General features: G+C 60.5%; 13 protein-coding genes. 10 read left to right on the top strand and 3 right to left on the bottom strand.

From position 1 onward, the window contains the following. Positions 1 to 217 precede the first annotated feature (217 nt). Positions 218 to 1,429 (top strand): MFS transporter, encoded by a 1,212-nt coding sequence (locus RAK07_RS08935; RefSeq protein ID WP_305732487.1) that lies wholly within the window; start codon positions 218 to 220, stop codon positions 1,427 to 1,429. Here the strand turns inward: RAK07_RS08935 and fumC are convergent. Beyond that, entirely contained in the window at positions 1,404 to 2,801 is a 1,398-nt protein-coding gene (gene fumC / locus RAK07_RS08930) for a class II fumarate hydratase (protein WP_305732486.1), read from the bottom strand. The two genes, RAK07_RS08935 and fumC, sit on opposite strands and share 26 nt — an antisense overlap. A 371-nt stretch (positions 2,802 to 3,172) precedes the next feature. Here fumC and RAK07_RS08925 point away from each other — a divergent pair, with 371 nt between their 5' ends. From RAK07_RS08925 to RAK07_RS08885, 9 genes are all read left to right on the top strand, one after another. Continuing rightward, positions 3,173 to 4,336 carry an RtcB family protein gene (locus RAK07_RS08925; RefSeq protein ID WP_305732485.1) on the top strand — a complete coding sequence of 388 codons (1,164 nt, stop codon included), beginning with the start codon at positions 3,173 to 3,175 and terminating at the stop codon, positions 4,334 to 4,336. After that, positions 4,336 to 4,875 carry an RNA 2',3'-cyclic phosphodiesterase gene (gene thpR / locus RAK07_RS08920; protein WP_305732484.1) on the top strand — a complete coding sequence of 180 codons (540 nt, stop codon included), beginning with the start codon at positions 4,336 to 4,338 and terminating at the stop codon, positions 4,873 to 4,875. Before RAK07_RS08925 ends, thpR begins: the two co-directional genes overlap by 1 nt. Continuing rightward, on the top strand, positions 4,863 to 7,157 hold the full coding sequence (gene recG, locus RAK07_RS08915; RefSeq protein ID WP_305732483.1) for an ATP-dependent DNA helicase RecG: 2,295 nt from the start codon (positions 4,863 to 4,865) through the stop codon (positions 7,155 to 7,157). Before thpR ends, recG begins: the two co-directional genes overlap by 13 nt. 157 nt (positions 7,158 to 7,314) lie before the next feature. Beyond that, a complete protein-coding gene (locus RAK07_RS08910; RefSeq protein ID WP_305732482.1) occupies positions 7,315 to 7,800 on the top strand; it encodes a DUF2721 domain-containing protein in 486 nt (161 codons plus the stop codon). A 35-nt stretch (positions 7,801 to 7,835) separates the two neighbouring features. After that, positions 7,836 to 8,639: an AmmeMemoRadiSam system protein B gene (gene amrB / locus RAK07_RS08905; protein WP_305732481.1), complete on the top strand. Its 804-nt coding sequence runs from the start codon at positions 7,836 to 7,838 to the stop codon at positions 8,637 to 8,639. Between the two features lie 90 nt (positions 8,640 to 8,729). Further along, positions 8,730 to 8,957 (top strand): type II toxin-antitoxin system Phd/YefM family antitoxin, encoded by a 228-nt coding sequence (locus RAK07_RS08900; RefSeq protein ID WP_305732480.1) that lies wholly within the window; start codon positions 8,730 to 8,732, stop codon positions 8,955 to 8,957. Then, on the top strand, positions 8,957 to 9,370 hold the full coding sequence (locus RAK07_RS08895) for a type II toxin-antitoxin system VapC family toxin (RefSeq protein ID WP_305733500.1): 414 nt from the start codon (positions 8,957 to 8,959) through the stop codon (positions 9,368 to 9,370). The genes RAK07_RS08900 and RAK07_RS08895 overlap by 1 nt, the downstream gene beginning before the upstream one ends. A 186-nt stretch (positions 9,371 to 9,556) precedes the next feature. After that, the gene (locus tag RAK07_RS08890; RefSeq protein ID WP_305732479.1) at positions 9,557 to 10,231 is read left to right on the top strand and encodes an ankyrin repeat domain-containing protein; all 675 of its coding nucleotides are present in this window, start codon (positions 9,557 to 9,559) and stop codon (positions 10,229 to 10,231) included. Between the two features lie 21 nt (positions 10,232 to 10,252). After that, positions 10,253 to 11,422 carry a J domain-containing protein gene (locus tag RAK07_RS08885; protein WP_305732478.1) on the top strand — a complete coding sequence of 390 codons (1,170 nt, stop codon included), beginning with the start codon at positions 10,253 to 10,255 and terminating at the stop codon, positions 11,420 to 11,422. Positions 11,423 to 11,495: 73 nt separating this feature from the next. Here the strand turns inward: RAK07_RS08885 and vapC are convergent, their stop codons facing one another. Further along, complete coding sequence (gene vapC, locus RAK07_RS08880) at positions 11,496 to 11,888, bottom strand: type II toxin-antitoxin system tRNA(fMet)-specific endonuclease VapC (protein WP_305732477.1); 393 nt, start codon at positions 11,886 to 11,888, stop codon at positions 11,496 to 11,498. Further along, complete coding sequence (gene vapB / locus RAK07_RS08875) at positions 11,888 to 12,115, bottom strand: type II toxin-antitoxin system antitoxin VapB (RefSeq protein ID WP_305732476.1); 228 nt, start codon at positions 12,113 to 12,115, stop codon at positions 11,888 to 11,890. The genes vapC and vapB overlap by 1 nt, the downstream gene beginning before the upstream one ends. Between the last annotated feature and the right edge of the window lie 43 nt (positions 12,116 to 12,158).

The raw sequence follows: 12,158 nt of genomic DNA, 5'->3' as shown, positions 1-12,158 counted from the left end.
ATGCATGTTGGCAGCCTATCTCCTTTGAATGAACCGGCAAGACGTGGTACCGCTACCACGGAGAACGGAGCGTGATGGAGGCACGCGGATGCCATCGCGCCGATCTCCATACCATTGCGTTATGGCGTAGTGCTGCTCAAAGTGCGTGGTGTGGCTGCTGCGGCATTTTTGACAGGAACCTGCGGTTGCAGTATGGTGGCGGCGAAAGGACGGTTGTATGACGGACAGGGGCGAGGGGCGGATAGAGCAGGGGACCCTGCTGTTTCATCGGGTGAATCTGGCGCTGTTCATCGCCGGGTTCATAACCTTTTCCACCCTGTACGATTTCCAGCCCCTCTTGCCGGTGCTGGTGGCTGATTTCAACGTCACCCCCGCCTTCGGCAGCCTGGCCCTGTCAGTGGCCACCGGCGCCCTGGCCGTGACCCTGCCGGTGTCCGGCAGCATCTCCGATGCCCTGGGGCGGCGGCCCATGATGATGATTGCCGTGGTGGTGACGTCGCTTCTGGCCCTGGCCTCGGCCCTGTGCCGGTCCCTTGAGCTGCTGATCGTGCTGCGGCTGGTGCAGGGGGCGGTGCTGGCCGGAGTGCCGGCGGTGGCCATGGCCTACCTGAACGAGGAGCTGGCACCGGGGGCGGTGGGGAGGGCCATGGGGCTCTACATCGCCGGCAATGCCATCGGCGGTATGACCGGCCGGATTCTCACCGCCTGGATCGCCGACTATCTCCCCTGGCGGGGGGCCATCGGCTGCATCGGCGGCCTCAGTCTGGCATTGGCCCTGCTCTTCATCCTGCTCATTCCGGCCTCCCGACATTTCCGCAGCACGCCGTTCCGGCTGCTGCCGCTCAGCCGCTCCCTGGTGGGCCACCTGGCCAGGCCGCAACTGCTCTGCCTGTTCGCGGTCTCCTTCACCGGCATGGGGGCGTTCGTCACCCTGTACAACTACGTGACCTTCCGGCTGCTGGCGCCGCCCTACCTGATGAGCCAGTCCCAGGTGGCCCTGATCTTTGTTTCCTACGCCCTGGGGGCCTTTGGTTCCGGCATGATGGGGGGGCTGGTGGAGCGGTTCGGCCGCAGGGCGGCCCTGCTGGGCTCCCTGCTGGTGATGGCCTCCGGCGGCTGCCTGACCCTGCTGGCCCCGGCAGCGGCCATCATCGCCGGTATCGCCCTCTTTACCCTGGGGTTTTTCGGCGCCCACACCGTGGCCTCCACCTGGGTGGGGTTTCTGGCTACCAGTTCCCGGGCCCAGGCATCCTCCCTCTACCTGTTCGCCTACTACCTGGGCTCCAGCATCTCCGGCACCGGCGGCGGCTTCTTCTGGTCCTCATGGGGCTGGCCCGGCGTGATCCTGCTGGTGCTGACCCTGATCTGCGCCGCCCTGGCCGCCACGCTGCTGCTGGCGAAACTCAGCCGCCCGGCCGGGTCATCCTGAGCGGCACCATCCACTGATCGTACTCTTCAGCCGTCACCAGCCCCGAATCCAGGGCTGCCTGCCGCAAGGTGATCCCCTGGTGATGGGCGGTCTTGGCGATCTTCGCCGCCGCGTCGTAGCCGATATGGCCGGTCATGGCGGTGACCAGCATCAGGTTGTTGCTCAGGTGCTCGGCGATTCTCGCTTCGTCGGCTTCGATGCCGGCGGCGCAATGCTCACTGAAGGCCAGGACGGCGTCCCCCAGGAGCCGGATACTCTCCAGCACGTTGTGCACCATCACCGGCTTGTAGACGTTCAACTGGAAATTCCCCTGGCTGCCGGCAAAGGCCACGGCAGCGTCGTTGCCGAACACCTGCACGCAGACCATGGTAAGCGCCTCGCACTGGGTGGGGTTGACCTTGCCCGGCATGATGGAGGAGCCGGGTTCGTTTTCCGGGATGATCAGCTCGCCGATGCCGCAGCGGGGGCCGCTGGCCAGCCAGCGCACGTCGTTGGCCAGCTTCATCAGCCCCCCGGCCAGGGTGCGCAGGGCCGCCGAGGTCTGCACCAGGGCGTCGTGGGCGGACAGCGCGAAGAACTTGTTGGGGGCGCTGCGGAACGGGTGGCCGGTGAGGGCTGCCATCTTTGCGGCAGCCAAGTCGCCGAAGCGGGGGTGGGCGTTCAGGCCGGTCCCTACGGCGGTGCCGCCGATGGCCAGGTCGCAGAGGCCCGGCAGGGTCCCCCGCACCGCTTCGGTGCCGAAGTCGAGCTGGGCGATCCAGCCGCTGAACTCCTGGCCCAGGGTAATGGGGGTGGCGTCCTGCAGGTGGGTGCGGCCGGTGGTGACGATATCCCGGAACCGCTCCTCCTTGGCCGCCAGCACGCCGCGCAGTTCCGCCAGGGCCGGAAAGAGGTGGTCGTGAAGCTGCTCAACCACGGCGATATGCATGGCCGTGGGGAAGGTGTCGTTGGAGGACTGGCCCCGGTTGACATGGTCGTTGGGATGCACCGGCTTCTTGCTGCCCGGCAGGCCGCCGGCCAGTTCGATGGCCCGGTTGGCGATCACCTCGTTGGCGTTCATGTTGGACTGGGTGCCGGAGCCGGTCTGGAACACCACCAGCGGAAAATGGTCATCCAGCCTGCCGTCGATCACCTCGTCGCTGGCCCGCTCGATCAGGGTCGCCAGCTCCGGGGACAGCTCCCCCAGCTCGGCGTTGGCCGCAGCCGCCGCTTTCTTCAGGATGCCCAGGGCGCGGATTACCGGCCGCTGCCAACGGAACCGGTCGACACCGATGGGGAAGTGGTGGAGGGAACGCTGGGTCTGGGCCCCCCAGTAGCGGTCGGCGGGTACCTCGATGGCTCCCATGGAGTCGGTTTCGGTACGGGTGCTCATGGCTGTGTCTCCTTGGTCGTGAGTACTGACAGTTTGTAGATTCGTGAATCAGTTCACCGCAGGGGACGCGGTGAAGCATTGAAAATCCTGACTACATGGCACGCGGATGTACGCGGATACGACAGATTTGCACGGATTTTAAGCCATATGTTCGGTGTATCCGCGTACATCCGGTGAAATCCGGCCGTTTCCGCGTGCTGCTATCCTTGAAGTTTTTTCGTGTCTTCCGTGGTAAAATCCGTTCGTGCGGTGCATGCGTACTTTGGCTGACAGCAGCACCATTCTGCGGTATACAGACAAAAGCGACGTGACGCCAACATTCTACCAGAGGCGCGGTATCTGTCCAGACCGACCGCCGCCGGTGATCCGCCATGGCAACCACCACCCTCATTCATGCCGACCTGCTGGACCCCACGGCGGCGGAGCAGATCCGGCAGATCGCCGATCACCCGGTCATCAGCGGCCAGGTGGCGATCATGCCGGACGCCCATGCCGGGGCCGGCTGCGTGATCGGCTTCACCGGCCGTTTCGGCGACGGGGTGATCCCCAACATCGTGGGGGTGGATATCGGCTGCGGCGTGGCGGCGGTGCCGCTGCCGGGGGTGCGGAGCATTGATTTCGCTGCCCTGGACCGCTACATCCGTAACCAGATCCCGCTCGGCATGCAGTCAAGAAAGAGCGACCGCTTCCTGACGGAATACGTCGTGCCAAAGGCGCTGGAAAAAGAGTTGCAGGAACTCTGCCGGCACCTGGAGCGGGGGTTCTATGAAGGGGAAAAGATCGGCAAGCATATCCCGCCGCTCCTGCAGGCCGGAACCCTGGGGGGCGGCAACCATTTCATCGAGATCGGCCGGAACGACGCGGGGGGATACCACCTGATCGTCCACTCCGGCTCCCGCAACCTGGGGAAGCGGGTGGCGGAACATTTTCAGCAGCGGGCGCGGAGAACGACGGAGGAACAGCGCATCCGGGTGCCGAGAGGACTGGAGTTCCTGCCGCTCAAGGAAGGGGGACGGGACTACCTGCGCTGGATGGCGGCGGCCCAGCGCTATGCGGCCCTGAACCGGCGGATGATGCTGCTGATCATGCTGCGCTTCTTCGAGCTGGAGCTTGAGGAGGCCCAGGTGCTGGAGTCGGTGCACAACTACATCGCGGAAGACGATGGCATTGTCCGCAAGGGGGCCATCTCGGCCCACCAAGGGGAGCGGGTGATCATTCCGCTGAACATGGCCGACGGCACCCTGATCGGCACCGGCCTGGGGAACCCGGCCTACAACCGCTCCGCCCCCCACGGGGCCGGACGGCTGCACGGCCGCAAGGAGATGTTCCGTCGTCTGAAGGAGGGGCAGTTCAGCATGCAGCAGTACGCCGACTCCATGGAGCATGTCTTTTCCACCTCGGTGAACCGGGAGACCTTCGACGAGAGCCGTTTTGCCTACAAGCCGCTGGCCGCCATCGAGCACCACCTGCGGGAAACCGTGACCGTGGAGCAGCGGCTGACCCCGGTCTACAACCTGAAGGCGGCAGGGGACTGATGCGCTGCTTCGTGGCCATCGACCTGCCGCCGGAGCTGAAGGACGGTCTGGCGGCGCTTCGCTCCCCCCTGGAGGGGGCGCGCTGGCTGCCGCCGGAGCAGTTGCACCTGACCCTGGCCTTTCCGGGGGAGATCGACAGCAGCACGGAACAGGCGGTGGCAACGGCCCTGTCGGCCATCTCGCAGCCCCCCTTCACCCTGACGTTTGAGCGGGTCGGCTGTTTTCCCCATCCCCGTGCTCCCCGGGTGCTCTGGGCCGGGCTGCGGGATAGTCCGGAGCTGGCCCGGCTGGCCGCTGCGGTGCGGCAGGCGGTTCTCTCCTGCGGCGTTGTCCTGGAGGAACGGGCCTTTGCCCCCCACATCACCCTGGCCCGGCTGAAGGAGCCGCGACCGGAGCAGGTGGGGCAGTATCTTGCCCGCTGGAAAACCCTTGCGTTGCCGCCCCTGGCGGTGACCCGGTTCGTGCTGTACGAAAGCAGGTTAACTTCCCAGGGGGCGGTACATAGCCCCCGCACGGTGGTAACGTTGTGCCTATCCTGACGTTGGACGACCATAACCGGCTGCACCTGCCGGAGGAACTGCTGAAGCGGCTGGAGTTGCGGCCGGGGGACCGGCTGGAGGCTGAGCTGGACAACGGCACCCTGCTGCTGCGCCGGGTGGCGCCGCCCTCCCCGTCCGCCTCGCCGGTGCAGCGGGCCATCAGCCGCAAGAACCTGCAGACCGGCATTCAGTTCATCAGGGGGGTGGGGCCCAAACTGGCGGAACTGCTGGCCAAAAAGGAGATAACCACGGTGGAGGATGCCCTGTTCTGCCTTCCCCACCGCTACGAGGACCGCCGCCAGTTGACGCCGATCCGTTTGCTCAAGCCGGGCGGGGTCCAGGTGTTCCAGGGGACGGTGCAGTCGGCCGGCGCCACGACCACCAAGGGGGGACGCCGCTTCTTCGAGGCAGTGGTGGCGGACGACAGCGGCTCAATCAGCCTGAAATGGTTCAACACCAACCCGGTCTGGATGCAGCGCACCTGGAAAACGGGGCGGCGCGGCATCTTCAGCGGTGAAGTCAGCCTCTTCGGGCACCAGCGGGAACTGCATCATCCCGACGTGGAGTGGCTGGAGGAGGGGCAGGATGCCGCGTTGCTCATGGCGGCGGACCAGCTCAACTACGGCCGGCTGGTGCCGGTCTACCCCCTGACCGAGGGGCTGCACCAGAAGGGGATGCGCCGGGTAATGGCCCAGGTGACGGAGCAGTTCCTGCCGAACGTGGAGAACGTGATTCCGCCGCGGCTGCTGCCGGCCGGTCATCTGCCGCTGCGGGAGGCGTTGGAGCAGGTGCATTGTCCGCCGGTGGACGCCCCCCTGGCGGCCCTGAACGAGGGGCGCACCCCGGCCCATCGCTCCCTGGCCTTTGACGAGTTCTTCTTCTGGGAGCTGGGCATGGCCCTGAAAAAGCGGGGTATCACCCTGGAGGAGGGGATCTCCTTTCAGGTGACCCACCGCTACACCAAGGAGCTGGCGAAACTTCTGCCGTTCCAGCTGACCGCCGCCCAGCGCCGGGTGCTCTCCGAGATCAAGGAGGATATGATGGCCCCCCACCCGATGCACCGGCTGGTGCAGGGGGATGTGGGGAGCGGCAAGACCGTGGTGGCGCTGATGGCGGCCCTGGTGGCGGTGGAGAACGGCTACCAGGTGGCGATCATGGCCCCCACCGAGATCCTGGCGGAGCAGCACTGGCACAACATCCACCACTGGTGCGAGCAGTTGGGGGTCACGGTGGTGCTGATGACCGCCGCCATGAAGGGGAAGGCCCGCACCGAGGCCCTGGCGCAGATCGCCGACGGCCGGGCTGCCATCGTCATCGGTACCCATGCCGTGATCCAGGAGAAGGTGGCGTTCCACCGGCTGGGGCTGGGGATCGTGGACGAGCAGCACCGCTTCGGCGTGCTGCAACGCAGCGTGCTGAAGAAAAAGGGGCAGAACCCGGACATCCTGGTGATGACCGCCACCCCGATCCCCCGCACCCTGGCCATGACCCTGTTCGGCGACCTGTCGCTCTCGGTGATCGACGAACTGCCGCCGGGACGCACCCCCATCGAGACCCGCGTGTTCTTTGAATCCCGCCGTTCCCAGGTCTATGCCATGGTGCGGGAGGAGGTGGCCCAGGGGCGGCAGGCCTACCTGATCTACCCCCTGGTGGAGGAGTCGGAGAAGAGCGACCTGAAGGCTGCCAGCCAGATGGCGGAGCACCTGCAGCAGGAGGTGTTCCCGGAGCTGCGGGTGGGGCTGATCCACGGCCGGATGAAGCCGGAGGAGAAGGAGCGGGCCATGCTCTCCTTCAAGGCCCGTGAGCTGGATATCCTGGTGGCCACCACCGTGATCGAGGTGGGGATCGATGTGCCCAACGCCACCCTGATGGTGATCGAGCATGCCGAGCGGTTCGGCCTGTCCCAGCTGCACCAGTTGCGGGGACGGGTGGGGCGGGGAAGCCACCGCTCCCGCTGCATCCTGCTGACGCCGGGCAACCTCTCCGAGGACGGCCGCAAGCGGCTGCAGGTGATGGAGGCCACCACCGACGGCTTCCGCATTGCCGAGGCGGACCTGGAGATCCGCGGCCCCGGTGACTTCCTGGGGACCCGCCAGTCCGGGATGCCCGACTTCCGGGTGGCCTCCATCCTGCGGGACGGCAGCATCCTGGAACAGGCCCGTGACGCCGCCGTCCGCCTGCTGGCGGAGGACGACGGACTCGGCTCGGCGGAGGGGCAGCGGCTGCGGGAAGAGTTGGTGCGGCGGTGGGGAACGAGGCTGGAACTGGCCGGCATTGCCTGAGAAAAACTATTGCGGAGGCCGTCTACGGCGTTGCGCGGTACTCGCTCCCGCGCCTACCTTGACTGGTATGTCTTGGTCGCTGCGTTCCGTGCGCCTTGTATCCGGCCCTCCTCATGACGTTTTTCAAAACCAGCCGTGAAGGACACGGGAGGAAGTTATGATCGTTGCGGCGGGTGACGTACATTCGGTGGGGCATGCCATCCAGCTGGCGGTGGCGCCGGTGTTCCTGCTCACCGGCATCAGCGGGCTGCTCTCGGTGATGACCAACCGCCTGGGACGGGTGATCGACCGGGCCCGGGTGCTGGAGCAGCGGGTCGAGTCGGCCACGCCGGAGCAGGAGGTTGTACTGCGGCAGCATCTGCAGACGCTTTCCTACCGGGCCAGCCTCATCGGTCGCTCCATCGCGCTCTGCACCACCACCGCGGTGCTGATCTGCAGCGTGGTGGCCATGATGTTCGTGGGAGCCTTCCTGGGGCTCGATCCCTCCATCGTGGTGGGGCTGTTCTTCATTGCCGCCATGGTGGCCCTGGTGTCCGGGCTGCTCTGGTTTTTGCGGGAGATTTTCGTGGCCACCCGCAGCCTGCATATCGGTCCCCAGGAGGATGCGGCGCAGCGGGTGATCCAGGGAGGCGGGAACTGGTGAGGGGCTGGTGAACCGGGAAGGGAAGGAGGCAGATCATGATCCGCTATCCGGCAGTGGCAGGCCAGTTTTATCCCGGCAGTGAGCAGGCGTTGCGCCGGGAGCTTGAGCGGTGCATTCCGTCCGGCGTGGCGCAGCGGCCCGCCATCGGGGTCATTTCCCCCCATGCCGGCTACGTCTATTCCGGCAGCGCCGCCGGGCAGCTTCTGGCCGGGGTCGAGATTCCGGCCACCGTGGTCATCCTGGGACCCAACCACCGGGGGCGGGGCGCCCTGGCGGCCCTCTCCCCGGCAACCGGCTGGCAGACTCCCCTGGGTGTGGTGCCGCTGGAACAGCGGCTGGCGCAGTTGATCCGCCGACAGGTGCCGGCGGTGGAGCTGGACAGCGAGGCCCACGGGCAGGAGCATTCCCTGGAGGTGCAGGTGCCGTTTTTGCAGTACCTGCGGCCCGATGTGGCCATTGTGCCGCTTTGCCTGGCCTTTGGCGACTACGAAGGGTGCGAGCTGCTGGGGCGGGGGGTGGCGGCGGCCATCCGGGAGTACGGCGAGCCGGTGCTGATCCTGGCCAGTTCCGACATGACCCACTACGAGTCGGCGGAGGCGGCCCGGAAAAAAGACAGCCTGGCCCTGGAGCGTGCCCTGGCCCTTGATCCGCGGGGACTGGTGCAGGTCTGCCGGAGCAACCGGATCACTATGTGCGGGGTGATCCCTGCGGCGGTGATGCTGGTGGCGGCCAAGGAACTGGGAGCCACCACGACGGAGTTGGTCACCTACACCACCAGCGGCGAAGTGACCGGCGATATGCAGCAGGTGGTGGCCTACGCATCGGTGGCGGTGCGGTAGGGTCTAGGCGCTGAAAAATGATGTTGGACAACATATTCGCCCTGGATGTACATTGTATCTTACGTTAATATGTACAAAAGAGGTGATGGTATGAAACAGGCAACCTTTTCCGAATTGCGCAACCATGCCAAGCAGTATTTTGACATCGTCGAAGCAGGTGAAGCAGTGAGAATCGTGCGCAACGGCAAGCCGATTGCCGATATTGTGCCGATTCCGCAGGACTTGCCATCCTGGAAACGCCGGGTGGCGCAACCGTTGATTGTCGATGGGGTTTCGGTCAGCAAAATGATTCTCGACGAGCGGGAAGCGGCCCCTTGATGCGGGTTTTTTTCGACTCATCCGCCTTTGCAAAGCGGTATCTCCGCGAGGAGGGTACCGAACTTGTCCTCTCTTGGTGCGACCAGGCCACTGAACTCTGTCTTTCCGGCATTGCCCTTCCTGAAATCATCTCCGCTTTCTGCCGCCTGCACCGGGAAAACCTGATTGCGCCACTTCAGTACCGGCATCTCAAGACCATGCTCATGGCCGACATCACCGATGCGGTCATCTGCGACCTGACCCCCGAAGTGATACGCAGTACGGTCATTACCTTGGAACAGAACGTCTTGCGCGGCATGGATGCCATCCATATCGGCAGCGCGCTGGCGCTTAAGGCGGATGTTTTTGTCTCCGCCGATGCCCGTCAATGTTCGGCCGCGCAGCAGGCCGGACTGCGGGTTGTACGGGTGTGATACGTTGATGGTGCAACGTAGGGACGCTGCTTGCCGCGCCCCGGTTGGGCGGAGCAAGCGCCGCCTCTACCGTGGTTTCTCCGGTCTGCTTTGTGGAACCGGCAGAGGAGCTGTCGGGGGACCAGTGGGGGAAATGTTTCAAATGGGCCAATAAACGAGTTGAAACATAAAGGAGATTAAAACACCATGCCGACTACAAACGACCTCTACAATGCAATTGCCGATAACAAACTGGAGGAAGTCAAAAACCTTATCGAAAACGGAGAAGGACTTTCATACTCTCATGCCTACGATTACAGCTCCCCGCTTCTACAAGCCGCCGAAAGCGGACATTTGGAGATTGTTCAATATCTCCTTGATCGTAAGTATTGTTGCGTTGACGACGGTAACGACCAAACATGGTATAGCCCGCTGATTGTCGCGTGCGAGAACGGACATGCAGAGATCAGTGAACTATTGCTGAAGCATGGAGCAAATGTAGCACGCCAATACGAGAAGGAAACTGAATCAGATGAGACATATGCTACCTATCAAGAACAGGGATATCCTCTGACATTGGCCGTAGAAAACGGGCATACAGAGATTGTCAGGCTGTTACTTTGCCATCGCGCCGACACCGAATCCATAAGGTGGAGCTATGATGGACAGTGGAATTCCGAGGAAACACCTCTCCTGCTTGCTTTACGTCAAAATAGTTTTGAAATAGCTGAACTACTGCTCAAACATGGAGCTGACATTGACGGCGAATGCCTCGTTAACGGTGAAACCTGCACACCTCTTTCCTATGCCATGTCAAAGAAAATGAAGGAGTGGATAGACTTTCTTACAAAGAATGGTGCGGATATAAGCAAGAAATCTTGAAATTTGTAAAGAGTGTAAATCATGACAATAATCATAAAAACAGAGGGTTACGAAGAAGAGGCTGGTTCTGGTGAAAAGGGGCCTTACTTCGGGTACTGCTACTGCAATGAGCGATGGGGCTGGTTTTGGGGAGTTTGGGAAAATTTAACCCTAGAAAATGCCAAGCCACCATTGATGTTTGGTTTTGTTGCATCAAAGGCTTTAGCAGAAGATAAACTCAACAGATTTGCTTATGCAAGATTTATAGATTGTGGGTTTGTTGTTGGCGAAACATATCATTCCAACACATTTGATTGTAACAAGTACGCCAAAGAATACATAAAATTCGAATGGCTTTGGACATTTTCGAGTGAGATTGAAAAGAGTTCTTGCTGCTTGCGTAACCTCAATAAGCCAATCTGGTCAAGATGCAAAGCGGGAAAAAGTAAATGGTATTGGGGTGCGTGGAAATCTATTTATAACTATATAAACGGTGATGCACCGTTTTTTTACGGGTACGAGTCAAATTCACATGACGCCATAGTTGCGGCAATTACTGCAACAGGTAATTTAAAACATCGTGGAGTATCGCCAGCATACGCCCAAACATATCTGCGCAAATTGGCGGCAATAAAGCGACAAAATTTGCCAGTATCAAACAATAATGAAATTCATGAACTAGGTTTTTTATACACTAGTGATTTTCCATTTCACTTTGATGTTAATAAAAAATGGACCAAACATCGAATTGTAAAACAAACAAGTAGGTATATTTATGTAGAACGAAGACCATATCAGAAAAATCGAGAGTTTTTTAACGACTGGTATGATTACAATATATTCATATTAAGGTTAAATAGAAAAGATATAGAGCGTGAAGGAGTTGCATATTCTAAAACTATCCACGGTTGGTTCAGCACATTAGCTCATAGAAGAAAATATTCATTTTATCAGAGCAGATCAGATCAAGAACAATTTACTACAGGAGATTATACATATGAGGCTGAAACAAAAAGTAATGCTGCAGCTACAAAGGCTATAAAATTCTTGGGACTTAGAACTCCATATAGCATGCAGGAGTTAAAGAAAGCTTTTAGAGCAAAAGCATTGAGCCTTCATCCTGATCAAGGCGGTACAGCGCCTATGTTCGTGCAGCTGAAAAATGCTTATGACATTGCGTTAAGGTATTTGTCGTGTCAGCATCAACGATAAGTGAGCTTTGGCTGGCTCTCTGGCCGGCCATAAAAACTAGCCGGTCAGGCTTATGGCACTGTCATAGAAAGACTCATTCCATCCAATTAAGAACAGTCAGCTGGGGAATGCGCGTAAATTCACGAGCATTGTTGGTAACCAAGGGGAGCTGTAACGATAACGCATGAGCGGCAATAAGCATATCCATTGAACTTCCTGCCTTCTCCAAAGCAGCCCGGATGTTTCCATAGACGTACGCTGTCTGTTCATCAAATGGGACTACCTCGAGTGGCGTCACAAATTCATCAAGCGCCGTGGCATTTTTCTCGTACTGTGTGCTTTTGGCAACTCCGTACCGTAATTCCGAGAGCGTAATGGAAGAGATGCCGATATCCCCAACCTGATACTCCAGAAAACGCTTCAAAACGGAAGCCGGCTGCTGCTTGATGATATAAATGCAGATGTTGGTGTCGAGCAGCAGTTTCATCAGAACTCCTCCCGCTTGTCCGGATCGGGTTGTACACGTTCCGTCATAAAGTCAGGGGAAAATTTCGTCAGACTGGAGAACAGTGAGTTCCATGAGTCAGTGCGTGGAATCAATTGCACGACATTGCCGGTTTTTTTGATAAAAACCTCGTTGTCGTCGAAACGGAACTCTTTGGGAAGCCTGACTGCCTGGCTTTGGCCGTTTTGAAATATTTTAGCGGTTTTCATGGCTACCCCCGAAAAGTATATATTTAAAATATATACTATTGGC

Source organism: Trichlorobacter ammonificans, assembly GCF_933509905.1.
GTDB classification, from domain to species: Bacteria; Desulfobacterota; Desulfuromonadia; order Geobacterales; family Pseudopelobacteraceae; genus Trichlorobacter; species Trichlorobacter ammonificans.
This window is presented reverse-complemented; position numbering and strand designations above follow the sequence as displayed.